Here is a 23252-nt window from a genome sequence, read left to right as displayed (position 1 = left end):
CCCGGGGGAACGCTTCCTTGCAGCGTAGACCCGGGCGTCCGTCTAGGGTGACCGCGTGGAGTCGTACGGGCCGGAGGCGGTGGAGCGCTTCGTCGCCGAACCCCCCAAGCGCTCTGGGCGCACGTCCTTCGAGCGCGACCGGGCCCGGATCCTGCACTCGTCGGCGCTGCGCCGGCTCGCCGGCAAGACCCAGGTCATGGGCGCGGGCACCGACGACTTCGTGCGCAACCGGTTGACCCACTCGCTGGAGGTGGCCCAGGTCGCCCGCGAGCTGGGCAAGAGCCTCGGCTGCGACCCGGAGATCGTCGACTCGGCCGCGCTGTCCCACGACCTCGGGCATCCGCCGTTCGGGCACAACGGCGAGATCGCGCTCAACGAGGTGGCCACGTCGGTCGGCGGGTTCGAGGGCAATGCGCAGACCCTGCGGATCCTCAGTCGTCTCGAGTCCAAGACCGTCGACGCCGACGGCCGCAGCGTGGGCCTGAACCTGACCCGGGCGACCCTGTCCTCGTGCGTGAAGTACCCGTGGCGCCGGGGCGAGCGCGCCACCGCCAAGTTCGGCGTCTACGCCGACGACGTGCCCGTCTTCGACTGGCTGCGCACGCAGGGCCGCCTGACGATGGAGGCGCAGGTCATGGACCTGTCCGACGACATCGCGTACTCGGTGCACGACGTCGAGGACGGCGTCGTGGGCGGGTGGTTCAACCTCGCCGGCGACCTCGACACGGCGGGGTCCTGGTTCGTGGCCCGCGACTGGTACGACCCGGGCGCGACGGATGACCGGCTGGACGCCGCCCTGGCGCGACTGACGGCACTGCCGGAATGGCCCACGGGTCCGTTCACGGGGGAGCGGGCGTCGCAGGCGGTGCTCAAGAGCCTCACGAGCGCGCTCATCGGGCGGTTCGCGGCGGCGGCCTACGCGGCGACGGTGGAGGCGTGGGGGCCCGGCCCGCTCGTCCGGTACGAGGCGAACCTCGAGGTCCCCGCCGACACCCTCGACGAGATCAACGTGCTGAAGTCGCTGGCCGCACACCACATCATGCGCGCGGACCTGCGGGTCAAGGACCTGGAGAACCAGCGCGAGCTCATCAAGGGCCTCGTCGCGCACCTGCGGCTCAAGGGCGAGGGCGAACTGGAGCCGGAGTTCGCCGCCGACTTCCGCGCCGCGGACACCGATCCGGAGCGCACGCGCGTGATCGTCGACCAGGTCGCGAGCCTGACGGACACCTCGGCCTTCGCCTGGGCCCGGCGACTCCTCGGCTGACCCCGAGATTTGCTCCAAATCTCACCTCTTTCGGTGCCTCCGAGGTGAGTTCTGGAGCAAATCTCGTGAGCGCGGAGGTTCCACCTAGGATGTCCGCATGGCACGCATCAAGGACGAGGACATCCAACTCGTCCGCGAACGTGTCCGGATCGACGAGGTGGTCGAGCAGTACGTCACGCTCCGCAACGCCGGGGGCGGCGCCCGCAAGGGTCTGTGCCCCTTCCACGACGAGAAGTCGCCGTCGTTCAACGTGCGTCCGGCGCAGGGTTTCTACCACTGCTTCGGGTGCGGCGTCGGTGGCGACGGGATCAAGTTCCTCATGGAGATCGAGGGACTCACGTTCGCCGAGTCCGTCGAACGGCTCGCCGACAAGTACGGCGTCCAGCTGCGCTACGAGGAGACCGGTGCGCCGTCCGGGCCGCGACGCGATCCGGGCCAGCGCCAGCGCCTCCTGCTCGCGCACAAGGCGGCCGCCGAGTTCTACGCCCAACAGCTGACGTCCGCCGCCGAGGCGGCCCCGGGGCGTCAACTGGTCACCGACCGTGGCTTCGACCAGGCCGCGGCCGAGGTGTTCTCGATGGGCTGGGCGCCGAAGTCGGGCCGCGCGCTCTCGGAGCACCTGCGTGCCAAGGGCTTCAGCGACGACGAGCTCATCGTGGGCGGTCTGGCCCGCCGGTCGGCGCGCGGCACGTACGACGCGTTCCAGGGCCGACTGCTGTGGCCGATCAAGGAGATCTCCGGCGAGGTCATCGGGTTCGGTGCGCGGCGGATGTTCGACGACGACTTCATGAGCGGCAAGTACGTCAACACCTCCGAGACCCCGATCTACCGGAAGGCCCAGGTGCTCTACGGTCTGGACCTGGCCCGCGACCCGATCCGCAAGCGCAGTCAGGCCGTCGTCGTCGAGGGGTACACCGACGTCATGGCCTGCCACCAGGCCGGCGTGCTGACGGCCGTCGCGACGTGCGGCACGGCGTTCGGTGAGGGGCATGCACGCGTCCTGCGCCGACTCATGCTCGGTCACGACGCGTTCCACGGCGAGGTCGTGTTCTCTTTCGACGGTGACGCGGCCGGCCAGGCAGCCGCGGTCAAGGCGTTCGAGAACGACCAGGAGTTCGCCGGCCAGACGTACGTGGCGGTCGAGTCCCGCGGGCTGGATCCGTGCGACCTGCGGCTGACCGACGGCGACGCCGCGGTCCAGGACCTGATCTCCTCGCGCATCCCCCTCTACCGGTTCGTGCTCGACAACACGCTCGCGCGGTACGACCTCGACCGGGGTGACCAGCGCATCGATGCGGTCCGCGAGTCCGTCCAGTTGGCGTCCTCGATTCGTGACGCCTCGAAGGTCGAGGAGTTCCTGCGCGAGGTCGCGAACCGCGCCGGGGTCGACGTGGACATGGTGCGCGCCGAGCACCGCAAGGCTGCCAAGGCGGGCCCCACGAAGGCGACGACGCGGTCGACCCAGGCGCCCGAGGTGCCGGCCGCCCAGCCTCCCGTGTTCGCGAGCTTCGGCGGGCCGCAGTTCGCCGACGAGCGCGAGGCACTCAAGGCGGTCGCGCAGTACCCGCACCTGGCGAAGGCCGTCGCGGGCGACGTGTCCGAGGACGACTTCTCGCATCCGGTCGCCCGTGAGCTGTGGCGGCACCTGATCGCGAACGGCCTGCCCGATCGCGAGGATCCGTCGTGGCTGCCGGCGGTCTCCGACGGCCTGCCCGGCGACGACCTGCGCCGGGTCCTGGGCATCGCCGCGGTCGAGCCGCTGCACTCCTCCGAGCAGGGTGCCGCGGCCGTCGTGCCTGCCGTGCTGGCGCGGTTGCAGGAGCTCGCGATCGCCCGCCGGGTCGCCGACGTCAAGTCCCGCCTGCAGCGCACCGACCCGACCGCGCCGGAGTACGCGGAGGTCTTCGGCGAGCTCGTCGCGCTCGAGCAGCGCCGCCGTGTCGTCCGCGATCGGGCTCTGGGCGCGCTCTCGTCCTGACTCGGACTGTGGGGAACCGCGCGGCGGTCCACACCCCCGCGTACGTGTCTGTCCACGGCGGCTCGCCCCGGCGACGCTGGACCGATGTCGCCCTTCGTCTCCCGTGCCCTGGCCCAGGCTCCGCTCCCTGTCGACGCCGAGCAGCTGCTGGCGAGGCGGGCGGCCGCCGGTGATCGCGAGGCCCGCGAGGAGCTGATCTGCTCGGGCCTGCGCAACGTGGTCCTGCACGCCCTGCGCCTAGGGCACCGGGGTGAGGCGCTCGACGAGGCCGTCGCGGCGGGCATCGAGGGCCTCATCGAGGCCGTCGACCGCTTCGACCCCGACCGGGGTACGCGGCTGGCGACGTACGCGTGGACCTGGATCTCGCGCGCCATGACGCCGGCGACGGCTCGGCCCGTCGCGCTGGTGCCGCCGCCCACCTCGGCCGCTTCGGACCTGCTCTGCTTCCTGCCTCGACCACTCGCGACGGTCGTCGGACTGCGGTACGGCCTGCTCTGCGCGGACGGGGTCGGACTGACGATCGGCGAGGTGGGGGAGCGGCTCGGTCTGACCACGTGGGAGGTCCGCGATCGGGAGGCGAGGGCGCTTTCGCATCTGCGTGCGGGGCTTGCTACAGTTGGTCGCCGTGCTCCTCTCGCAGGAGCCGATCCCCCGTAGCTCAATTGGCAGAGCATTCGACTGTTAATCGAAGGGTTATTGGTTCGAGTCCAATCGGGGGAGCATCTCAACCCCGTCTGACCTGCGCACGCAGGTCAGACGGGGTTTTCTCATGCAGTCCCGAGGGGTGCTTCGTCCATGGGAGTCCGTACGAGGTGGATGATGGCTGGGGCGCGGGAATGACCAGGCGAAGGAAGGCCACATGATGCGTTTCGGGATCGTCGGGACCAACTTCATCAGCGAGTGGTTCGCCGCGACCTGCCACCTCACGGCGGGCCGTGCCACCCCGGCGGCCGTGTGCTCGCGCGACCTGGACCGCGCCCGGACGTTCGCCGACCGCGTGGGCGCCGACCGGGCGTTCGATGACCTCGAGGCGATGATCGACGCCGTCGATGCGGTCTACGTCGCGAGCCCGATCGGGGCCCATCACCAGCAGGCGATGGCCGCGATCACCGCTGGCAGGCACGTGTTGGTCGAGAAGACGATGGGCGCCTCGACCGACGAGGTCGAGAGCATCCTCGAGGCCGCGCGCGTCCATGGCGTCGTCGCGATGGAAGCCGTCCGCAACGTGCACACCCCCGCCCACCGCATCCTGCGGGAGGCGCTCGAGTCCATCGGCACGGTGCGTCACGCCCGGATCGAGAAGCTGCAGTACTCCTCGCGCTACGACCGGTTCCGGTCGGGCGAGGCCATCAACGCCTTCGACCCGAGCCTGGGCAACTCCGCGATCGCCGACATCGGCGTGTACTGCCTGCAACCCGCGCTCGACCTGTTCGGAACACCCCCGCGCGCCACCGGGGCGAGCGTCTGGCTGGACAACGGATTCGAGGCCGGCGGGAGCCTGGTCCTGGACTACGGCTCGTCGCTCGTGGACCTCGAGTACTCCAAGATCGCCGCCGGCCTCGGCCCCAGCGTCATCCACGGCGAGGACGGGACCCTCGTGTTCGACGATCCCGCCGAGACCTCCTCGATCACCCGCATCCGGCGCGACGGCACGACCGAGGCGCTCTTCCACGTCCCCTCCGTCGAGCCCGCCGACACGATGATCCATGAGCTCGTGACCTTCCTCGACCAGATCGACGCGGGCGCCTCGGACCCACGTTGGTCACGACTCAGCATCGACGGTCGCCGCCTCATCGACGAACAGCTCGCGCGCGGCCACTGAGTCCCCGTCTTACGCTCGTCATGGAGGTACTGCCATGACCGAGTGGAAGCCCGACGGGTATCCGTCAGTGAGTCCGTACCTGATCTGCGCCGAGGGTGGGGCGCTCGTCGATTTCCTCGCAGAGGTCTTCGGCGGTGAGTTGCTGCGCCGGTTCGACCACGAGGACGGACGGCTGATGCACGCCGAGGTGCGCATCGACGACGGGGTCGTGATGATCGGCGGTGCCGCGACACCGGCTCGCAGCTCGGAGGTGCACGTCCACCTCTACGTGCCCGACCCCGAGGCCGTGCATGCCCGAGCGGTCGCTGCGGGTGCGGAGTCCGTGCAACCGGTCGCGCGCAAGGACGCGGACGACGACCTGCGCGGTGGCTTCCGCGATCCGCGCGGCGCGGCGACGTGGTGGGTGTCCCGGCAGTAGGCGGTATTGTCCCGGCCATGTTCGGTTTCGGGATGGTCGAGATCGGGATCCTCCTGGTTGCCGTGTCGCTCTGGATCGTGGCGATCGTGGACGCCCTCAGGCGACCCGACGAGCAGTGGCGAGCCGCGGGACAGGACAGGTTTCCGTGGCTCCTCGTCCTGATCTTCGGCGGAACGCTGGGCGCCATCCTCTACTGGGCGAATCCGCGCCATGCGATGAAGCAGCTCGAGCGTAGGCGCTGATCGCACCTCTCATTGCGACTCACCTGAGCGGCACGGTGCCGTGCGAGACTTGTACGCTCGGACGGCGACGGGGAGGTAGCTCAGCCGGTCAGAGCAGAGGACTCATAATCCTTGGGTCGTGGGTTCGAGCCCCACCCTCCCTACTCACGTTCCAGGTCGTCACGAGGTCATTGAGGGAAACTGATCACGTGGACGCATCAGGTTGGGCAGCCCTCGCGGCATGGGTGGGTCTGGTTCCCGTGGCCTTCGCGGCCGTGAAGGCCTACACCAACGCCGGGATCGCGGACGGCCGGGCCCAGCGAGCCGAGGAGCGAGCCGACGAGGCGGTCGCGCAGTTCCAGCGCATGGCGGACGCGCTCGATCGCCTGGCTGATGCGAGCGTCAACCGGATCACGGCGAGCGCAGTCGCGCCTGTCGAGTTCCAGCTCGAACGGCGCGGCAGGGATGAGTACGCGCTGCGGAACCTGGGCCCGGAGCCGGCCACGGGCGTGACGGTCGATCCGACGAATCTGCCGCCGTCGCGTGACCTGCCGAACGACATCACGCTCGCGCCGCTGCAGAGCCATTCGCTCCAGCTCTTCGCTGCGTATGGCGCTCCCATCCCCGGCGAGCTCCAGATCACCTGCGACCAGCTGGACGGGCCCACCCGAGCCCCCGTGCCGCACTACTGACTCCAGGGCCCGGGTCGTCGCCGAGTCAGTTGCCGCTGTTCGACGGCAGTTTCGGGATGAGCCAGCCGAGGAAGGCGTCCTGGCTGCGGGTCTGCAGGTAGATCCGGCCGGGGCCGGTCAGGTCGCACACGAATCCCTCGCCGGAGAAGAAGGTCGACTTCCAGTTCCCGACCTTGCGCACCGCGTACCGGACGCCGGCGTCCCACGCGACCATGTGGCCGGTGTCGACCGTGAACGTCTGGCCCGGCTGCAGATCCATGGTGTGGATGGCTCCGTAGCTCGACACGATGGCGTCGCCGTGCCCCGAGACCTTGAGGATGAACAGGCCCTCGCGGGAGAAGAACGTCTTCGAGCCGCCCCAGCTGGAGTCGACGTCGACGCCGTCGGCCGATCCCAGGAACGACCCGGACTGGACGTACAGGTCGCCACCGACGGGCAGGGTGACGACGTCGCCGGCGAGGGCGGGAGCGAGCCAGAGTTCGGCCCCGTCGACGTCGGCGCGGAAGGTGTTCATGAAGAACGACTCCCCGCCGAGCAACGAACGGCGCAGCCCCTTCATGACGCCGCCCTGGGTGGAGGTCTGCATCGAGATGCCCGCGGACATCGCCAGCATCGAGCCCGCCTCCGCGCGGACCGTCTCGCCTTGCGTGAGGGTGAGCTTCGCCGCGGCGTAGGCCGGGCCGTGGATGATCTCGGTCTGCATGATCGCAGCGTATGGCGCGGGCGCCGATGGTGCCACGATTCAGGGGTGGACACCGCGGACGACGTGAAGGCCGCGCTCGCCGAGTACGGCAGCGCCGAACGCGCCGCGCACTCGCAGCGATTCTTCAAGACCGGGCCGGGGGAGTACGGCGAGGGCGACGTGTTCCTCGGCGCGAAGGTGCCCGAGGTGCGCGCGGTCGTCCGGCGCTTTCGCGGACTCGAGTTCGGCCAGGTCCGGATCCTGCTCCACAGCGAGGTCCACGAGCACCGGCTCGCCGGCGTCCTGCTCGTCGCCGATCGGTACGCGACCGCGAGCTCACCGCGCCGGCTCGACGTGGCCGAACAGCAGGCCTGCGTCGAGTTCTACCTCGCCGCGGTGCAGGACGGACGGGTCAACAACTGGGACCTCGTGGACGCCTCGGCCGAGCTCGTGGTGGGACCGTGGCTGTGGGAGCGGCCCCGCGACGTGCTGTTCGTCCTCGCCGCGAGCGACTCGCTGTGGGAGCGCCGCGTCGCCGTGCTGAGCACGTTCGCGTTCATCAAGCGTGGCGACCCCTCGACGACGCTCGCGCTGGCCGAGCGGCTGCTCGACGATCCCGAGGACCTGATCCACAAGGCGGTCGGCTGGATGCTGCGCGAGGTCGGCAAGCGGGTTGACGAGGCCGTCCTGCGTGACTTCCTCGAGCGGCACGCCGGACGGATGCCACGCACGATGCTCGCCTACGCGACCGAGCGGCTCGACCCGGCGATCCGGGCCCACCTCCGGGCGATCCCGCGGTCCGGGTGAGGCTCGCCGCTGCGAGGATGGGGCCATGAACCGCGCCGCCGCCCTGTTCGATCTCGACGGCACGCTGTGCGACACCTCGTCGATCGATCACCTCGTCGCGGGGGAGGAGAAGGACTTTCCGGCCTTCCACGCGGCCTCGGCCGATTGTCCCGCCCGCGCCGACGTGCTCGCCGGCCTGCAGGACGCTCGCGAGCGAGGCCTCGCGATCGTGCTGTGGACCGCTCGGGAGTTCGTGTGGCGCGATCTGACGCTCGACTGGCTCGCCGGCCACGGGATCTCCCACGACGGCCTCTACATGCGATTCGCAGCCGACTACCGGCCCGCCGTCACGGTCAAGACCGAGCTGCTGCGCGACATCACCGCCGACGGGTTCGAGGTCGCCGAGGCGTGGGAGGACGCCACGGACATCGTCGAACTGCTGCGCGATGCGGGCGTCGGGGACGTCCGGGCGGTCTAGAGCCCGAAGTCGGAGCGCCGGTCCACGGGGACCAGGTCGACGAACTGCGGGTTCTCGCGGATCACGTGCGGCACGAACGGGCAGTACGGCAGGACGGTGCCACCGCGCTCGGCGATCTCGGTCAGCGCACCGGTCACGAGGAGGCCGCCGTAGCCGTGTCCCTCGAAGCGCGGATCGATCTTCGTGTGCGGCAGCGCGTACTCCTGCTCATGTCGTCGATAGTCCAGATATCCGATGAGCGTGCCGTCGTCGTCGGTCAGCTCAAAACGGGAGGTCGTGGGGTTGTCGGTGACGTTCGGCACGCGAGCAGCCGCCTTTCCTTGTCGTGGACACGTCTCATGCGTCACAATGGTGACGAGGTATCACCCGAGATCGCTGGGGAAGGCGCACCTAGGGAGGTACCAATGAATACGGTCCAATCCGGCACCCCCCTCACGAGGGGTGTCATCTTCGTGCATTCTGCCCCGTCGGCATTGTGCGCGCATGTGGAGTGGGCGGCCGCCGGCGTGCTCGGCGGCAAGGTCGACATGGCGTGGACGCCGCAGCCGGCAGAGCCCGGGGCGTACCGCGCCGAGCTGTCGTGGCAGGCACCCGTCGGGTCCGCTGCGGCCATCGCGTCGGTGCTGCGCGGCTGGGACCTGTTGCGCTTCGAGGTGACCGAGGAGCCCACCGCCACGAGCGAGGGCGCCCGCTACTCGTTCACGCCGAGCCTGGGCATCTTCCACGCCATGACCGGCCTGCACGGCGACGTCGTCATCCCCGAGGACCGCATCCGGGCGTTCCGGGTCAAGGTGGCCGCCGGCGAGATCACGATGGACGAGGCGTTCGACGGACTCCTCGGGGTCAAGTGGGACGCCGAGCTCGAGCCGTTCCGGTTGGCCGGCGAGGGCGCTCCCGTCCGGTGGCTGCACCAGGTCATCTGACCCCGCACACCGCCCGTCGCTAGCCGATCGTGACGGTGATGACCGGCGTGGACTTGCCCGAGCCCGTGTCCGTCACGCGGAACTTCCGCTCGCCCGTGCGCGACGTGTAGATCTTCGTCTCGAAGCGACCGCCGTCGTTCGCCTGCACGGTGACCGGGAAGTCGTCCCACGGTCCGTCGCCGTCCTTGACCTGGACCTGCAGGACGGTGCCCTCGTCGGCGCTCGGCAGCTGGCCGACGATCGCGAACCGTTCGCCGGGTGCGACGTTGCCCTTGATGGGCTGCAGGCGTGGTTGCGGCCCCTCGTCCTTCGGGGCCTCGGTCGTCGCCTCGGCCGTCGGGGTCGGTGTCGTCGTCGGCTCGGTGGTCGGCGCGGCCAGGGGCGGGAGGTCTGCGGCGGTGACGCCGGTCGCCGTGAGTGCCCCCGCGGAGAACAGGCCCAGGGCGATGCCCAGGGCCACCCCGATCAGCGCCAGCCAGCCGACGGCACGCACCGCAGGATGCCTGAAGTCCGATTGAGCTGCCACGCGCACGAGTCTACGGGGGATGCCGACACGAACCGAACACGTCGCAGATACCATGGGTGAATGGCGCTGGCCCCCGACCACGGACCCGTTGACGACGTGAACTACGTCGTCGTCCATGGTTATCGCCGCGCCTATCGCCTGCGCGGCTCGGGTCCGCCGCTGCTGCTGCTGCACGGTCTCGCGTGCGACTCCTCGACGTGGTTCCCGGTCATCGACCAGCTCGCCGAGCACTTCACGGTGATCGCGCCGGACCTGCTGGGCCATGGCGAGTCCGACAAGCCCAACGCCGACTACTCGCTCGGTGGCTACGCGAACGGCATGCGCGACCTGCTGACGATCCTGGGCATCGACAAGGTGACGGTCGTCGGCCACAGCTTCGGCGGCGGCGTCGCGATGCAGTTCGGCTACCAGTTCCCCGAGCGCACCGAGCGGATCGTGCTGGTGTCCACCGGCGGCCTCGGCCCCGAGGTCACCCCGATGATCCGCGCGCTGACCCTGCCGGGCGCGGGCATCGGCCTACGACTGGCCACGGTGCGTCCCCTGCGCGGCATCGTCGCCTCCTCGATGCGGGCGCTCTCCAAGGTGCCGGTGCCGGCGGTGCACGACCTCGACGAGGTCGCCGACGTCTACGAGCGGCTGGCCGATCCGGCGCAGAGCCTGGCGATCCGCCGCCTGTCGCGGACCGTCCTGGACTGGCGCGGCCAGTTCGTCACGATGGCCGACCGCGCCTACCTCGCCGCGCTCATGCCGGTGCTCGTCGTGTGGGGCCGCGAGGACCTCGTGATTCCCGTCGACCACGCGCAGAAGCTGCCGTCGCTGGAGAACTCGCACGTCCACGTGTTCGAGCGGTCGGGACACTTCCCGCACAAGGACCATCCCGACGAGTTCGTGCGACTGCTCGTCGACTTCTGCCACAGCCAGGCCCCCGCGCAGTACCACCGGGGCCGCTGGCGCACGCTCCTGCGCCGCGGGGATCAGTTCGGGTTGGCGAGCGTGCCGGAGTCGGCGGCGGACGGCTCGTCCGCCTCGCCCTCGGCCGTCAGCTGAACCTTGTGATGTCGCTGGTGCCAGAAGCCGTTGCCGGTGGCCCAGCCGCCGATCGCGACGGACACCCAGCCGATGAACGCGCCGGCGACGTCGTCGGCGATGAAGTGCCAGCCGAAGTAGAGCGTCGCGATGACGGTCAGCACGAAGTACACCCACGCGGTCATCTGGATGTAGCGCGGCTGGTCGGTCCGCTGGAAGAACAGCACCGCGGTCATCGTGACCGACACGTGCAGTGAGGCGAATGCCGCGATGCCCCAGATGGGCGCGTTCGTCGGATTCTCGAGGTTCTGCGCGGCGTTGACGAACAGCGACTTCTGCAGCTGCGTCACACCCGTCGTGGGCAGGTCCGCGAACAGCACCGCGTTCGAGTACGCCGGGCCGAGCGACGGCAGCGTGTAGTAGCTGATCGCCCCGAGCACCCAGTTCAGCGACAGCGCCGTCGCGTACCAGGCGCCGAGCGTGTAGTCGCGGTTGAGCACGAGGAACGCGCCGAGCGTGATCGGGATCAGCGCGAGATAGCTGACGTAGACGGTCGCCAGCACCTGCGCCGAGAAGCTCGTGCCCAGCACGTCGTGCAGCAGCGTCGACGGGTGGTTGCCGAACATGAGCCAGTAGTCCCAGCTGCCGAGCATCGTGTCGAAGTTGACGCCCTCGCGCAGCACCGGCAGGAAGCCCTTGATGTTGCGGTAGCTCACGTAGCAGACGTAGAACGTGATCAGACCCGTGGCGATGTGCGCGACCCGCTGCCACGACCACTCGTCGCGGACGATGTCGCGTACGCCGCGCCACGTGTGCCGCCAGCCGGCGCGACGGACGGCCATCGGTACGACGCCCAGCGCGAAGAAGCCCAGACCGATCAACGGCAACCGGACGTACGCCGGTCCGAGAAAGCCCTCGGGGTCCTTGAGCGCGATCCCCAACTGCTGCGACAGGACGACCGCAGTGCCTCCGGTGAGCAGCGCGAGCGTGACGCCGAAGGTGTAGGGCCACGAGCGCAGCACGTGCCACCAGCGTCCGACCATGCGGACCAGTTTAGTGTCAGCCGACTGAGAGGCTTCTCAGGCGTCCCCACCTTCCTGCATGACCCCTGCGACCGCAGTGGGATCGTCGATCTGGAACTTCTCGAAGGCCTCCTTGGCGACGGCCGGGTCGAGACGTCCCTCACGGGCCAGGGCGGCCAGCACACCGACCACGATCGACTCCGCGTCGATCTGGAAGTAGCGACGCGCGCCCGCCCGGGTGTCGGCGAAGCCGAACCCGTCGGCACCCAGCGACAGCCACGTGCCCGGCACCCACCGCGAGATCTGGTCGGGCACCGCGCGCATGTAGTCGCTGACCGCGACGGAGGGGCCGCCGTCGCCGAGTTTCGTGGTGATCCAGGGCGTGCGGGCCTCGTCGCCGAGGTGGTTGAAGTTCCACCGCTCGGTGTCCTCGGCCTCGCGGGCCAGCTCGTTCCACGATGTGACGGACCAGACCTCGGCGCCGACGCCGTACTGGTCGGCGAGGATCTGCTGCGCCGTCATCGCCCACGGGACCGCGACACCGGACGCCAGGATCCGCGCGGGCCGCTCACCGTCGACCGGCGAGGTGCTGTAGCGGTGGGCGCCCTTGAGGATGCCCTCGACGTCGACACCGTCCGGCTCGACGGGCTGGTTGATCGGCTCGTTGTAGACCGTCATGTAGTAGACGACGTCCTCGCCCGTGCCACCGTGCGGGTCCTGCGCGTCGCCGTACATGCGGCGCAGGCCGTCCTGCACGATGTGGGCGATCTCGAACGAGTACGCGGGGTCGTAGTGGACCACCGCGGGGTTCGTGCGCGCCAGCAGGGGGGAGTGGCCGTCGGCGTGCTGCAGGCCCTCACCGGTGAGCGTCGTGCGGCCCGCGGTGGCACCGATCAGGAAGCCCCGCGCGAGCTGGTCGGCCATCGCCCAGAACGAGTCGCCGGTCCGCTGGAACCCGAACATCGAGTAGAACAGGTAGACCGGGATCATCGGCTCGCCGTGCGTCGCGTACGCGCTGCCGGCCGCGATCGCCGACGCGCTGGCGCCGGCCTCGCTGATGCCCTCGTGCAGCAGCTGGCCCTTCTCGCTCTCCTTGTAGGCCAGCAGCAGCTTGCGGTCGACCGACTCGTACGTCTGGCCGTGCGGGCTGTAGATCTTGGCCGACGGGAACATCGAGTCCATGCCGAACGTGCGGTACTCGTCGGGGGCGATCGGCACGATGCGCTTGCCGATCTCCTTGTCCTTCATGAGCTCGCGCAGCAGGCGTACGAACGCCATCGTCGTGGCGATCTGCTGCTTGCCCGAGCCCTTCCTGAGGTCGGCGTAGACGTCGTCGCCCGGCAGTGTCAGCGGCGCGGCGCGCACGATGCGCGACGGCAGCGAGCCACCGAGCTGCTTGCGCCGGTCGAGCATGTACTTGATGTGCTCGTGGTCGGCGCCCGGGTGGTAGTACGGCGCGCCGTCGGGGGCGTCGATCTGCTCGTCCGTGACCGGGATGTGGAGCCGGTCGCGGAAGTGCTTGAGGTCGTCGGTCGTGAGCTTCTTCATCTGGTGCGTCGCATTGCGCGCCATGAGCTTCTCGAGCAGCCAGCCCTTGATCGTGTGCGCGAGGATCACGGTCGGCTGGCCCTTGTGCTTCATGGCCGAGTCGAAGGCCGCGTAGACCTTGCGGTAGTCGTGTCCGCCGCGAGGCAGCTTCTCGATGTCCTCGTCGGACAGGTGCTCGACGATCTTGGCGAGCTCGGGATCGGGGCCGAAGAAGTGCTCGCGGTTGTACGCGCCGTCGGCGATCGAGAGGGTCTGGAACTCACCGTCCGGGACCCGGTTCATCTGGTTGACCAGGGCGCCGGTCGTGTCGCGCGCCAGCAGGTCGTCCCACTGGCGGCCCCACACGACCTTGATGACGTTCCAGCCCGCGCCCAGGAAGTAGGACTCGAGCTCCTGGATGATCTTGCCGTTGCCGCGCACCGGGCCGTCGAGCTGCTGCAGGTTGCAGTTGATGACGAACGTCAGGTTGTCGAGCTGCTCGCGCGCGGCCAGGCCGATCGCGCCGAGCGACTCGGGCTCGCCCATCTCGCCGTCGCCCAGGAACGTCCACACGTGCTGCTCGCTGGTGTCCTTGATGCCGCGCTGGTGGAGGTAGCGGTTGAACCGCGCCTGGTAGATCGAGTTGATCGCGGCCAGGCCCATCGAGACCGTGGGGAACTCCCAGTAGTCGCTCATGAGCCGCGGGTGCGGGTACGACGACAGGCCCTGGCCCGCGCCGTGGGTGTGCTCCTGGCGGAACTTGTCGAGGCGCTCGGCGTCGATGCGTCCCTCGAGGAACGACCGGGCGTAGACGCCGGGTGCGGCGTGGCCCTGGTAGTAGATGTGGTCGCCACCGCCGGGGTGGTCCTTGCCGCGGAAGAAGTGGTTGAAGCCGACCTCGTACAGGCTCGCGGCCGACTGGTACGTCGCGATGTGGCCGCCGACGCCCAGGCCCGGGCGGTTCGCGCGCGAGACCATGACCGCGGCGTTCCAGCGGATGTACGAGCGGATGCGTCGTTCGATCTCCTCGTCGCCGGGGAACTCGGGTTCACGCTCCGGCGGGATCGTGTTGACGAAGTCGGTGCTGCGCAGTGCGGGGATGCCGACGGCGCGCTCTCGGGACCGTTCGAGCATGCGCAGCATGACGTAGCGCGCGCGCTCGCGGCCGCGTTCGTCGACCATCTGGTCGAGTGAGCTGAGCCAGTCGCTGGTCTCATCAGGATCGATGTCGGGCAGCTGGGTCGGCATGCCTTCGATGATGATCGGACGGTCGGGGCCGGATGTGGCCATGTGGCACTCCCTGGGGTGTCGGGATGGACACCACCATCAAACCACCCGGAGTTCGCTAGTGTGAGTCCGGTCAACCTAGGAAACGACCTACTCACGAGTAGGAAAACCTACTGAGAAGTAGGAGAAACGAGGAGGTGCGGTGGACGCGGGGAAGCTGGGCTTCGTACCCGATTCCGTCATCCAGGAGCTCGGCTGGGACGAGGACGTCGACGCCGAACTGCGGACGGCGATCGAGTCCCACACCGGCAGCGAACTCGTCGATGGCGACTTCGGTGATGTCGTCGATGGTGTCGTGCTGTGGTTCCGAGACGGCGACGACGACCTGACCGACGCGCTGGTCGACACCCTCCAGGACCTTGCCGAGGGCGGGTTCGTCTGGTTGCTGACGCCGAAGGTGGGCCATCAGGGCCACGTCTCGGGCGCCGACATCGGTGAGGCCGCGTCGATCGCGGGTCTGTCGATCACGACCACCGCTGCCGTCGGTGCCGACTGGGTGGTCACCAAACTCTCGACCCACAAGCGATGAGCGCCGCTGCCGTCGAGGTCGGTGCGGCCGCCCCCGACTTCACCCTGCGCAACCAGCACGGCGAGGAGGTCTCGCTGTCGGGTCTGCGGGGCCGCAACGTCGTGGTGGTGTTCTACCCGTTCGCGTTCAGCGGGATCTGCACGGGCGAGCTGTGCGAGATCCGCGACAACCTCGACGTCTTCACGACCGCCGACGCCGAAGTGCTGGCGATCTCGTGCGATCCGATGTTCTCGCTGCGCGCCTGGGCCGACCAGGACGGCTACGCGTTCAGCCTGCTGAGCGACTTCTGGCCGCACGGCGAGGTGGCCCGTGCGTACGGGATCTTCCAGGAGGGTCCGGGTGCCGCCGCGCGCGGCACGTACGTGATCGATCGGGAGGGTATCGTGCGATGGAAGGTCGAGAACGGCCTGGGCGAAGCACGCGACCTGCAGGCCTATCGGGACGCGCTCGCCGCACTTTCCTGACCTCATCAGAAACTTGCGTACCAACACGTGAAAACGGCCCACAAAGGCCATGCTCATCTGGTTTGATAGCACTACCGCGCCGCCAGGGACCCGAGACCCTGGCGGCGCGGCTCTTCTTTGTCCGGACCGGCCGTGCGCTACCGTTCTCGGGCAAGAAAACCCGGGCGAATAGCTCAGTTGGTCAGAGCATCCGGTTTACACCCGGAAGGTCGGGGGTTCGAGACCCTCTTCGCCCACTCGCCGCGCGGACGACTGTCGGGGGCACCTGACACGATCGAGTCATGACGGTCACCACCCCCACCGCCGACGAGGCCCTCCACCGCCTGCGCGCCCTCACCGGCCGCGACGACGCGCAGTTCCACGAAGGGCAGCTCGAGGCGATCGCCGCGCTCGTCGACGACCGGCGTCGCGCGCTGGTCGTCCAGCGCACCGGCTGGGGCAAGTCGGCCGTCTACTTCGTCGCGACGGCGCTGCTGCGGGCGCGGGGCGCGGGCCCGACCCTGTTGGTCTCGCCGCTGCTGGCGCTCATGCGCGACCAGGTGGCCGCGGCCGAACGGGCGGGTGTGCGTGCCGCCGCGATCAACTCCGCGACGGTCGAGGAGTGGGACGATGTGCGGGCGCGGCTGGCCCGCGACGAGATCGACGTGCTGCTGGTCTCGCCCGAACGGCTCAACAACCCGGCGTTCCGCGAGGAGCAGCTGCCGCTGCTGCTGGACCGGATGGGACTCCTGGTCGTCGACGAGGCGCACTGCATCTCCGACTGGGGCCACGACTTCCGGCCCGACTACCGGCGGCTGGCGCACCTGATCGAGTCGCTCGGCCCCGGGGTGCCCGTCCTGGCGACCACCGCCACCGCGAACGCCCGGGTCGTCGCCGACGTCGCCGAGCAGCTCGGCGGTTCCGACGTCCTCACGCTGCGCGGCACGCTGGCGCGCGACTCGTTGCGCCTCGGCTGTCTCACACTGCCCACCGCGAAGCAACGGCTCGGCTGGCTCGTCGCGCATCTGACCGATCTGCCCGGCAGCGGGATCGTGTACGCGCTGACGGTCTCCGCGGCCGAGGACACGGCGCGACTGCTGCGCGAGGCCGGCCACGAGGTCCGCGCCTACACGGGACGCACCGACCCGTCCGAGCGCGAGGAGCTGGAGGAGGCGCTCAAGCAGAACCGGGTCAAGGCGCTCGTCGCGACCAGCGCGCTCGGCATGGGCTTCGACAAGCCCGACCTGGGTTTCGTCGTGCACCTCGGGGCGCCGTCGTCCCCGGTCGCGTACTACCAGCAGGTCGGTCGTGCCGGCCGCGCCACCGAGCATGCCGACGTCCTCCTGCTGCCCGGACCCGAGGACCGCGACATCTGGCGCTACTTCGCGACGGCCTCGATGCCCGATCCCGAGCGGGCCACCCGCGTGATCGAGCAGCTCGGCCCCGAGCCGCTCTCGACGCCGGCGCTGGAGGCGCTCGTCGACGTGCGGCGCACCCAGCTGGAGCTGCTGCTCAAGGTGCTGGACGTCGACGGAGCCGTGCGCCGGGTGCGCGGTGGGTGGGTCGCCACGGGGGCGCCGTGGACCTACGACGCGGAGCGCTACGCACGGATCGCGGCCGCGCGTGAGCACGAGCAGCAGTCGATGATCGTCTACGAGGCGGGCGCCACGTGCCGGATGGAGCTGCTGCAGCGCGACCTCGACGATCCCTCCGCGGCGCCGTGCGGACGATGCGACGTGTGCGCGGGCCCGTGGTACCCGACCGAGGTCCCCGAGGCCACCGTCGGGCGCGCCGTCGAGGCGCTCGACCGCGTGGGCGTGCCGATCGAGCCGCGGGGTCAGTGGCCGACGGGCGCCGACCGCCGCGGTGTCGACGTCCGCGGTCGGATCTCCGCCGACCAGAAGGCCGGGACGGGCCGGGTCGTCGCCCGGCTGACCGACCTCGGCTGGGGTGGCACGCTGCGTGAGCTGTTCGCCGCCGGCGCGGCCGACCGGGCGATCCCCGAACCGCTCGTGGGGGCGGTCGTGCGGGCACTGCGCGACTGGCCGTGGGACGTGCGCCCGGTCGGAATCGTGGCGATGCCGTCGCAGAGCAGGCCGCAGCTGGTCGCCTCGACCGCCGCGGCCATCGCCCGGCTCGGCCGGCTCCCGCTGCTCGGCACCCTCGACCTCGATCCGGCGATCCCGCGCGCCGAGTCCGGCGGCAACAGCGCCTTCCGGCTCGCATCGGTCTGGGGCCGGTTCTCCGTGGGCCCGGACCTGGCGGCGGCGATCGCCGCGACGCCCGGACCGGTCCTGCTCGTCGACGACCTCGTGGACAGCCGCTGGACGCTCACGGTCGCCTCGCGCGCACTGCGGCTCGCGGGGGCAGGTGACGTCCTGCCGTTCGCGCTCGCCTCGGTCGGCTGACGCTACGGTGGGCGGGTGAAGCGACCGAATCGGGGGCGTCGCCTTACCGCCCTGCTCACCCCAACCGTGCTTCTCGCGGTCGTCCTGGCTGGCTGCACCGGCACCAGCCACGTCGATGACGCGAAGGAGCTCGCCGCGACGTTGCGCGGCTCCGCGGGGGTGGCCGACGTCTCCGTGCGCTACGTCGAGCCGGCGCCGCTCGACAGCGGCAAGGTCGCGTTCGAGGTCGTGATGGCCGATGGGACGACCCCGGCACGGGTCACCGACGTCGTCGCGACCACGTACGAGGCGTTCCGCACGGTCCACCACGACGAGGAGGCCGACCTCGAGCTCACCGCGGGTGACGACGTGCTGACCCTGCGCGCGTTCCGGCCCGAGGCGTCGACCGAGGACGTCGCCGCCGCGGCGCAGGTCCCGCTCGCGATCGCCGATCGTGGCGTGGTGCACAGCGACCTGATGACCCAGGACGTCACGACCGATCCGTACGTCTCGATCGCCACGACGGTCACGCTCGGCGCGGGCACGACCGCCGCCGACGTCCTGCCGGAGTTCGACCGGCTCGAGACTCGGTTCCCGACGGACCCGCTGCAGAGGTGGACCGTCCGGACTTCCGACGGGTCCGGTCTGGCCACCAACCCGGGCTACCCGACCGACGACCAGATCGCCCTGTGGCGTCGCCTGAGCGCCGCCGGGGCCGGCCTCGGCAAGGGCACGGCGGTCTACCTGCAGGACTACCCCTCCGTGGGCGGTGACGGCTCGGCGATGCGGTTCACGCAGGTCGAGCTGGGCGACGTCGATCCGCACGGCGACGCCGCCGCAGTTGCCCCGATCGTCGCCGCGGCGCAGCGTCAGATCGACCTGACCCGCGAGGGCGTCGGTGACCTGTGGTCCTACGACCTGGTCGACGGGGACACCCAGCTCACGACGATCGACCCTCAGCTGTGCGATCCCGCGCAGACGCTGCTCGACACGCCGAACCCGGTCGACGACGCACTGCGCACGCCCGCCAACTGCCCCCACCCGCCGACCACGGACTCCCCGTGAGCCGCTCCGATCCACGGTGGCGTCGACGGATCTCGCGCGGGTTCACCGTGTGGACGTGGGGATTCGTCGTGGCCGTCGTGGCCGCGGTGAACTTCCCGGTGGCCTTCGTCGCCTGGGCGCTCATGGCGGCCGTGTGCCTCGCGTTCTCCCTCGTCCGCCCACACCCGGCGGAGCGCACTCCGATCGAGGTGCGGTGCCCGTTGCGCGGTACCTGGACGGTCGTGCACAGCCCGGCCGACGCGGTGCCCAGCCACGGCGTCCGCGGGTACGCACAGGCCTACGCCATCGACATCATCCGGCCGCATCCTCCCGGTTCGGAGCCCACGTACGCGATCTTCGGCGGCTTCCACCGACCGGACATCTTCGCCTCCTTCGACGAGCCGATCCATGCCGCCGCGGGCGGCACCGTGGTGCGCGTGCTCGACTCCCGGAGGGACCACCTCTCGCGCACGTCGTGGCTGGCGTTCGCGTACATGTTCGTGATCGATGGCCTGCGCGACTTCGGCGGGACCGGTGCCGTGATCGGCAACCACGTCGTGATCGACCACGGCGACGGAGTCTTCTCCCTGTACGCACACGTGCGTCGCGGCAGCGTCTCGGTGAGCGAGGGCGACCGGGTCGCGGCCGGTGACGTCATCGGGGCCGTGGGGAACTCGGGCAACACGTCCGAACCGCACTTGCACTTCCAACTCATGGATCGCGCCCATCCTCTGAGTGCGGGCGGCGTGCCCTTCCGGTTCGCCGACATCGAGCAGGCCGAGGGAGCCACCGATCCCAGCTGGAGTCGCAAACCCGCCAAGGCCGAGATCGTGCCCGGTCTGCCGGCGAACTTCCAGCTCTTCGAGGCGTGACAGACTCCTGCCATGACCACGCTGCGCGACGTGATCGCGGTCCTCGACGACCTGTACCCGCCGCGGTGGGCCGACGACTGGGACGCGGTCGGCACCGTCGCGGGCGACCCCGAGGCGGAGGTCTCGTCGATCCTGTTCGCGGTCGATCCCGTGCAGGCCGTGGCCGACGAGGCCGTCGCGGAGGGTGTCCAACTGGTCGTCACACACCATCCGCTGTACCTCAAGGGCACCACGTCCGTCGCCGCCACGACGCCGAAGGGCCGTGTCGTGCACACGCTGCTGACGCACGGGATCGGACTGCACACGTGTCACACGAACGCCGACTGCGCGCCGCTGGGAGTGAGCGAGTCGATGGCGCTCGCGCTCGGCCTCACCGACCTGCGCCCGCTCGAGGCCGACGCGGACGAGCCGATCGACAAGTGGGTCGTGTACGCCCCGCGTGACGCCGCCGACGGGGTGGTCGCCGCGATGCACGAGGCGGGTGCCGGGCACATCGGCGACTACGACCACGCCCAGTTCCAGTCGCCGGGGCGTGGCTCGTTCCGTCCGCTGCACGGCGCCGACCCGGCGATCGGCGCGGTCGGCCGGGTCGAGTGGGTGGACGAGACCCGGATCGAGGTGGTGGCCGAACGGTCCGTCCGTGAGCGGGTGCGGGCGGCGATGATCGCGGCCCATCCGTACGAGGAGGTCGCGTACGACCTGTGGCAGCTCGAGCCGCGCACCGGCGAGCGTGGCACGGGCCGCATCGGCCGTCTGCCCACACCGATGACCCTGGGGGAGTTCGCCGAGCACGTGCGCTCGGCCCTGCCCTCACACCACGGCGCGACGCGGATCGCCGGCGACCTCGAGCGCAGGATCGAGACCGTCGCCCTGTGCGGGGGCTCGGGCGACTTCCTGCTCGGCACGGCCGATGCCGCGGGCGCGGACGTCTACGTCACGTCCGACCTGCGGCACCATCCGGTCAGCGAGCACCTCGAGCTGCCCGGGGCGTGTGCCGTCGTCGACGTGCCGCACTGGGCGGCGGAGTGGACGTGGCTGCCGGTGGCGGCCGAAGCGGTGCGTACGGCCCTCGCGCGCTCGGGTGGGGGCGATACGGTGAAGATCCGCGTCTCCACGATCGTCACCGATCCGTGGCGACGAACCCTGTCGTGAACGACGCTGTCGTGAGGAGAACTGGTGAAGGCTGACCCGGCTGCCCAGCAGGCGTTGCTGGAACTGCAGGAGAAGGATTCGGTGCTCGCGCAGCTGAGTCACCGCCGCAAGAACCTGCCCGAGCATGCCGAGCTCGTGGCGGTCGACGAGCGGCTCCGCGGCCTCGACGCCCGGCGGATCGAGGCGCAGACCCGCGTCTCCGACCTCGAGCGCGCGCAGGCCAAGGCCGACGCCGAGGTCGAGCTGGTCAAGACCCGCCGCGCCCGCGACGAGGACCGGCTCGGATCCGGCGCCATCACGAACCCGAAGGACCTCGCGAGCCTGCAGAGCGAGCTCGAGGCCCTCGGTCGCCGGATCGGCACGCTCGAGGACGAGGAGCTCGAGGTCATGGAGTCGCTCGAGCAGGCGCAGGCCGAGCTCGAGGAGATCGTCGGACTGCTCGACGGCGAGCGCGCCACCCACGACCAGCTCGCCGCCGGACGCGACGAGAAGACGCTCGGCATCGACACCGAGACCGCACAGGTGAAGGCGGATCGCGAGGCGGTCCTGCCGAAGGTCCCCGCGGACCTGCTCGCCCTCTACGAGAAGGTCCGCGGCGCGCACGCGGGCCTCGGTGCCGCCGTGCTGCGGGCTCGCCGCTGCGAAGGGTGCCACCTGGAGATCAACGGCGCCGACCTGCGCGAGCTGGCCGCCGAGCCCGCTGACACGGTGCTGCGCTGCCCCGAGTGCGGCCGCATCCTCGTGCGCTCGGCCGAATCCGGACTCTGATGGCCTCGGCGCCGCCGTCGGGCTGGCGTGGCTCGGTGGGCGGCGACCCGACCACGGTCATCCTGCTGCGCCACGGCGTCACGGCGCACACGCAGCGCAAGCTGTTCAGCGGCAGCGGGGGAGAGGACCTTCCCCTCGTCGACGAGGGGATCGCGCAGGCTCGGCGTGCCGCAGCGTGGATCGCGGCGCGCGGCGGCGCCGACGCGATCGTCGCCTCGCCCCTGCTGCGGACCCGCCAGACGGCGGCTCATGTGGCGGAGGAACTCGCCCTGCCGGTCTCGATCGAGGAGGGTTTCGCGGAGACGTCCTTCGGCACGTGGGACGGCTTCTCGTTCGCCGACATCATGCGGCAGTGGCCCGATGACCTCGACGCGTGGCTCGCGTCCACGTCGATCGCACCGCCCGGCGGGGAGTCGTTCGACGACGTCGCGCTGCGCGTCGACGCGGCGCGTGACCGGCTGCTGCGCGACCACGCGGGTCGCACGGTGGTCGTGGTCAGCCACGTGACGCCGATCAAGCTCCTGGTCCGGTCGGCGCTGGCCGCCGACATGGGAGTCATCCACCGGATGGAGCTGGCACCCGCGTCGATCACGACGATCGCTTGGTGGCCCGACGGGACGCCGAGCCTGCGGAACTTCTCGGTCACGCCCTGATCGTCACCGCAGGACGATGTCGAGACGGGCCGGTCCCGAGGACTCGACCGTCCAGCCGAGGTCGCGCAGGGCGTCCGCGAGCGTCTCGGCGTCCTTGGCCTCGACGTCCTCGGCGAGCAGCTGTCGCACGACGGCGCCCTTCGTGGCCTTGTTGCTGTGACTGACGATCGAGCGCTTGCCGTCGGTCTCCGTCAGCACCCGCACCGTGACCGAGCCGGCGGGAGCCGCGCCGAGGCCGACGTACGTGCCGGACCGCAGGTCGAGAACGAGACCTCCGTCGGCGAGCGCGGTGATGGCCTTCGGAAGGGCCGGCCGCCAGCGGCTGGCCACCGTGCCCAGCCGCGGCAGGGTCACCCCTCCACTCAACCGGTAGGCGGGGATGTGGTCGTCGGGTCGCACGAGGCCGAACAGCGCCGACGCGATCGCGAGCTGCCGCGTGCCGCGGTCGCGCGCCTCGTCGTCGAGGGTGGCCCAGCCCAGCTCGCCGTAGAGGACGCCGGTGTAGACGTCGATCGCCGGTGCCGTCGGCTCCTCGCGCAGGAGGGTGTTGCGGACGACGTCCTCGGCCTGCTGGGGACCGAGTCCGAGGATCTCGGTGGCGCGGCGCGTGCCGCTGAGCCGCACGAGCGCGTTGAGCAGCTGTTCGCGCGTGCGGGTCAGCCGGGGCGACGACAGCGTCGCGAGGTCGAGCGGTGCGCCCGCTGCCGGCCGGGTCTTGCCCTCCGAGGGCGGCAACAGGATCAGCACGCCGC

At 70.5% G+C, this 23252-nt stretch carries 25 protein-coding genes and 3 tRNA genes; 22 read left to right on the top strand and 6 right to left on the bottom strand.

What is annotated here, in order from left to right; all coding sequences use genetic code 11:
- Nucleotides 1–55: 55 nt before the first annotated feature.
- From ACT26F_RS08855 to ACT26F_RS08815, 9 genes are all read left to right on the top strand, one after another.
- Nucleotides 56–1264 (top strand): deoxyguanosinetriphosphate triphosphohydrolase, encoded by a 1209-nt coding sequence (locus ACT26F_RS08855; RefSeq protein ID WP_471670150.1) that lies wholly within the window; start codon nucleotides 56–58, stop codon nucleotides 1262–1264.
- 97 nt (nucleotides 1265–1361) lie between these two features.
- The gene (gene dnaG, locus ACT26F_RS08850) at nucleotides 1362–3242 is read left to right on the top strand and encodes a DNA primase (RefSeq protein ID WP_471670149.1); all 1881 of its coding nucleotides are present in this window, start codon (nucleotides 1362–1364) and stop codon (nucleotides 3240–3242) included.
- A gap of 84 nt (nucleotides 3243–3326) precedes the next feature.
- Entirely contained in the window at nucleotides 3327–3899 is a 573-nt protein-coding gene (locus ACT26F_RS08845) for a sigma factor (RefSeq protein ID WP_471670148.1), read from the top strand.
- Nucleotides 3890–3962 (top strand) — tRNA-Asn (locus ACT26F_RS08840). Before ACT26F_RS08845 ends, ACT26F_RS08840 begins: the two co-directional genes overlap by 10 nt.
- A gap of 139 nt (nucleotides 3963–4101) precedes the next feature.
- Nucleotides 4102–5064, top strand: a complete 963-nt coding sequence (locus tag ACT26F_RS08835) for a Gfo/Idh/MocA family protein (RefSeq protein WP_471670147.1) — start codon at nucleotides 4102–4104, stop codon at nucleotides 5062–5064.
- Nucleotides 5065–5098: 34 nt separating this feature from the next.
- A complete protein-coding gene (locus tag ACT26F_RS08830) occupies nucleotides 5099–5482 on the top strand; it encodes a VOC family protein (RefSeq protein WP_471670146.1) in 384 nt (127 codons plus the stop codon).
- Between the two features lie 17 nt (nucleotides 5483–5499).
- Complete coding sequence (locus tag ACT26F_RS08825) at nucleotides 5500–5724, top strand: PLDc N-terminal domain-containing protein (RefSeq protein ID WP_471670145.1); 225 nt, start codon at nucleotides 5500–5502, stop codon at nucleotides 5722–5724.
- Between the two features lie 69 nt (nucleotides 5725–5793).
- Nucleotides 5794–5867, top strand: a tRNA-Met gene (locus tag ACT26F_RS08820).
- Nucleotides 5868–5912: 45 nt separating this feature from the next.
- A complete protein-coding gene (locus ACT26F_RS08815; protein ID WP_471670144.1) occupies nucleotides 5913–6395 on the top strand; it encodes a hypothetical protein in 483 nt (160 codons plus the stop codon).
- A gap of 25 nt (nucleotides 6396–6420) precedes the next feature.
- Here the strand turns inward: ACT26F_RS08815 and ACT26F_RS08810 are convergent, their stop codons facing one another.
- Nucleotides 6421–7098, bottom strand: coding sequence for a TIGR00266 family protein (locus ACT26F_RS08810; protein WP_471670143.1), 678 nt, complete (start codon nucleotides 7096–7098; stop codon nucleotides 6421–6423).
- Between the two features lie 45 nt (nucleotides 7099–7143).
- Between ACT26F_RS08810 and ACT26F_RS08805 the strand changes: the two genes are divergently transcribed.
- Together ACT26F_RS08805 and ACT26F_RS08800 are read left to right on the top strand one after the other, a co-directional pair.
- Nucleotides 7144–7884, top strand: a complete 741-nt coding sequence (locus ACT26F_RS08805) for a DNA alkylation repair protein (RefSeq protein WP_471670142.1) — start codon at nucleotides 7144–7146, stop codon at nucleotides 7882–7884.
- Between the two features lie 25 nt (nucleotides 7885–7909).
- Nucleotides 7910–8341 carry a phosphatase domain-containing protein gene (locus ACT26F_RS08800; protein WP_471670141.1) on the top strand — a complete coding sequence of 144 codons (432 nt, stop codon included), beginning with the start codon at nucleotides 7910–7912 and terminating at the stop codon, nucleotides 8339–8341.
- On the opposite strand, the gene ACT26F_RS08795 is transcribed toward ACT26F_RS08800, so the two are convergent.
- The gene (locus ACT26F_RS08795) at nucleotides 8338–8643 is read right to left on the bottom strand and encodes a GNAT family N-acetyltransferase (RefSeq protein ID WP_471670140.1); all 306 of its coding nucleotides are present in this window, start codon (nucleotides 8641–8643) and stop codon (nucleotides 8338–8340) included. The two genes, ACT26F_RS08800 and ACT26F_RS08795, sit on opposite strands and share 4 nt — an antisense overlap.
- A 102-nt stretch (nucleotides 8644–8745) precedes the next feature.
- Between ACT26F_RS08795 and ACT26F_RS08790 the strand changes: the two genes are divergently transcribed.
- Nucleotides 8746–9264, top strand: a complete 519-nt coding sequence (locus ACT26F_RS08790) for a DUF3145 domain-containing protein (protein ID WP_471670139.1) — start codon at nucleotides 8746–8748, stop codon at nucleotides 9262–9264.
- Between the two features lie 19 nt (nucleotides 9265–9283).
- On the opposite strand, the gene ACT26F_RS08785 is transcribed toward ACT26F_RS08790, so the two are convergent.
- Nucleotides 9284–9790 (bottom strand): hypothetical protein, encoded by a 507-nt coding sequence (locus ACT26F_RS08785; protein WP_471670138.1) that lies wholly within the window; start codon nucleotides 9788–9790, stop codon nucleotides 9284–9286.
- A gap of 60 nt (nucleotides 9791–9850) precedes the next feature.
- Between ACT26F_RS08785 and ACT26F_RS08780 the strand changes: the two genes are divergently transcribed.
- Entirely contained in the window at nucleotides 9851–10837 is a 987-nt protein-coding gene (locus ACT26F_RS08780) for an alpha/beta fold hydrolase (RefSeq protein WP_471670137.1), read from the top strand.
- On the opposite strand, the gene ACT26F_RS08775 is transcribed toward ACT26F_RS08780, so the two are convergent.
- Both ACT26F_RS08775 and aceE read right to left on the bottom strand, forming a co-directional pair.
- The gene (locus ACT26F_RS08775; RefSeq protein ID WP_471670136.1) at nucleotides 10765–11859 is read right to left on the bottom strand and encodes a phosphatase PAP2 family protein; all 1095 of its coding nucleotides are present in this window, start codon (nucleotides 11857–11859) and stop codon (nucleotides 10765–10767) included. The two genes, ACT26F_RS08780 and ACT26F_RS08775, sit on opposite strands and share 73 nt — an antisense overlap.
- A 36-nt stretch (nucleotides 11860–11895) precedes the next feature.
- Nucleotides 11896–14655, bottom strand: a complete 2760-nt coding sequence (gene aceE / locus ACT26F_RS08770) for a pyruvate dehydrogenase (acetyl-transferring), homodimeric type (protein WP_471670135.1) — start codon at nucleotides 14653–14655, stop codon at nucleotides 11896–11898.
- Nucleotides 14656–14794: 139 nt separating this feature from the next.
- On the opposite strand from aceE, the gene ACT26F_RS08765 reads away from it, so the two are divergent.
- The 9 genes from ACT26F_RS08765 to ACT26F_RS08725 all read left to right on the top strand — a co-directional run bounded on the left by ACT26F_RS08765 (nucleotide 14795) and on the right by ACT26F_RS08725 (nucleotide 22500).
- Nucleotides 14795–15181, top strand: coding sequence for a DUF3052 domain-containing protein (locus ACT26F_RS08765; protein WP_471670134.1), 387 nt, complete (start codon nucleotides 14795–14797; stop codon nucleotides 15179–15181).
- Nucleotides 15178–15645: a peroxiredoxin gene (locus tag ACT26F_RS08760; RefSeq protein WP_471670133.1), complete on the top strand. Its 468-nt coding sequence runs from the start codon at nucleotides 15178–15180 to the stop codon at nucleotides 15643–15645. Before ACT26F_RS08765 ends, ACT26F_RS08760 begins: the two co-directional genes overlap by 4 nt.
- A gap of 162 nt (nucleotides 15646–15807) precedes the next feature.
- A tRNA-Val gene (locus tag ACT26F_RS08755) sits at nucleotides 15808–15881 on the top strand.
- Between the two features lie 45 nt (nucleotides 15882–15926).
- On the top strand, nucleotides 15927–18032 hold the full coding sequence (locus tag ACT26F_RS08750) for a RecQ family ATP-dependent DNA helicase (RefSeq protein ID WP_471670132.1): 2106 nt from the start codon (nucleotides 15927–15929) through the stop codon (nucleotides 18030–18032).
- 15 nt (nucleotides 18033–18047) lie between these two features.
- The gene (locus ACT26F_RS08745) at nucleotides 18048–19076 is read left to right on the top strand and encodes a hypothetical protein (RefSeq protein WP_471670131.1); all 1029 of its coding nucleotides are present in this window, start codon (nucleotides 18048–18050) and stop codon (nucleotides 19074–19076) included.
- Nucleotides 19073–19927 (top strand): M23 family metallopeptidase, encoded by an 855-nt coding sequence (locus tag ACT26F_RS08740; RefSeq protein ID WP_471670130.1) that lies wholly within the window; start codon nucleotides 19073–19075, stop codon nucleotides 19925–19927. The genes ACT26F_RS08745 and ACT26F_RS08740 overlap by 4 nt, the downstream gene beginning before the upstream one ends.
- A gap of 12 nt (nucleotides 19928–19939) precedes the next feature.
- A complete protein-coding gene (locus ACT26F_RS08735) occupies nucleotides 19940–21079 on the top strand; it encodes a Nif3-like dinuclear metal center hexameric protein (RefSeq protein WP_471670129.1) in 1140 nt (379 codons plus the stop codon).
- 24 nt (nucleotides 21080–21103) lie between these two features.
- On the top strand, nucleotides 21104–21847 hold the full coding sequence (locus tag ACT26F_RS08730) for a zinc ribbon domain-containing protein (protein WP_471670128.1): 744 nt from the start codon (nucleotides 21104–21106) through the stop codon (nucleotides 21845–21847).
- Nucleotides 21847–22500 (top strand): histidine phosphatase family protein, encoded by a 654-nt coding sequence (locus ACT26F_RS08725; RefSeq protein WP_471670127.1) that lies wholly within the window; start codon nucleotides 21847–21849, stop codon nucleotides 22498–22500. Before ACT26F_RS08730 ends, ACT26F_RS08725 begins: the two co-directional genes overlap by 1 nt.
- Before the next feature lie 3 nt (nucleotides 22501–22503).
- Here the strand turns inward: ACT26F_RS08725 and ACT26F_RS08720 are convergent, their stop codons facing one another.
- Entirely contained in the window at nucleotides 22504–23247 is a 744-nt protein-coding gene (locus ACT26F_RS08720) for a YaaA family protein (RefSeq protein WP_471670126.1), read from the bottom strand.
- Nucleotides 23248–23252 lie beyond the last annotated feature (5 nt).

It is taken from the genome of Aeromicrobium sp. SP1, assembly GCF_055663785.1.
Note: the sequence above shows the minus strand (reverse complement) of the source record. Positions and strands in the feature narration are given on the sequence as shown.

Bases quoted from the DNA above. Each gene is read 5' to 3' on its own strand.
- dnaG (WP_471670149.1), top strand. From the start codon at position 1,362: ATGGCACGCATCAAGGACGAGGACATCCAACTCGTCCGCGAACGTGTC.
- ACT26F_RS08845 (WP_471670148.1), top strand. From the start codon at position 3,327: ATGTCGCCCTTCGTCTCCCGTGCCCTGGCCCAGGCTCCGCTCCCTGTC.
- ACT26F_RS08835 (WP_471670147.1), top strand. From the start codon at position 4,102: ATGATGCGTTTCGGGATCGTCGGGACCAACTTCATCAGCGAGTGGTTC.
- ACT26F_RS08830 (WP_471670146.1), top strand. From the start codon at position 5,099: ATGACCGAGTGGAAGCCCGACGGGTATCCGTCAGTGAGTCCGTACCTG.
- ACT26F_RS08825 (WP_471670145.1), top strand. From the start codon at position 5,500: ATGTTCGGTTTCGGGATGGTCGAGATCGGGATCCTCCTGGTTGCCGTG.
- ACT26F_RS08810 (WP_471670143.1), bottom strand. From the start codon at position 7,098: ATGCAGACCGAGATCATCCACGGCCCGGCCTACGCCGCGGCGAAGCTC.
- ACT26F_RS08800 (WP_471670141.1), top strand. From the start codon at position 7,910: ATGAACCGCGCCGCCGCCCTGTTCGATCTCGACGGCACGCTGTGCGAC.
- ACT26F_RS08790 (WP_471670139.1), top strand. From the start codon at position 8,746: ATGAATACGGTCCAATCCGGCACCCCCCTCACGAGGGGTGTCATCTTC.
- ACT26F_RS08780 (WP_471670137.1), top strand. From the start codon at position 9,851: ATGGCGCTGGCCCCCGACCACGGACCCGTTGACGACGTGAACTACGTC.
- ACT26F_RS08775 (WP_471670136.1), bottom strand. From the start codon at position 11,859: ATGGTCGGACGCTGGTGGCACGTGCTGCGCTCGTGGCCCTACACCTTC.
- aceE (WP_471670135.1), bottom strand. From the start codon at position 14,655: ATGGCCACATCCGGCCCCGACCGTCCGATCATCATCGAAGGCATGCCG.
- ACT26F_RS08760 (WP_471670133.1), top strand. From the start codon at position 15,178: ATGAGCGCCGCTGCCGTCGAGGTCGGTGCGGCCGCCCCCGACTTCACC.
- ACT26F_RS08750 (WP_471670132.1), top strand. From the start codon at position 15,927: ATGACGGTCACCACCCCCACCGCCGACGAGGCCCTCCACCGCCTGCGC.
- ACT26F_RS08735 (WP_471670129.1), top strand. From the start codon at position 19,940: ATGACCACGCTGCGCGACGTGATCGCGGTCCTCGACGACCTGTACCCG.
- ACT26F_RS08725 (WP_471670127.1), top strand. From the start codon at position 21,847: ATGGCCTCGGCGCCGCCGTCGGGCTGGCGTGGCTCGGTGGGCGGCGAC.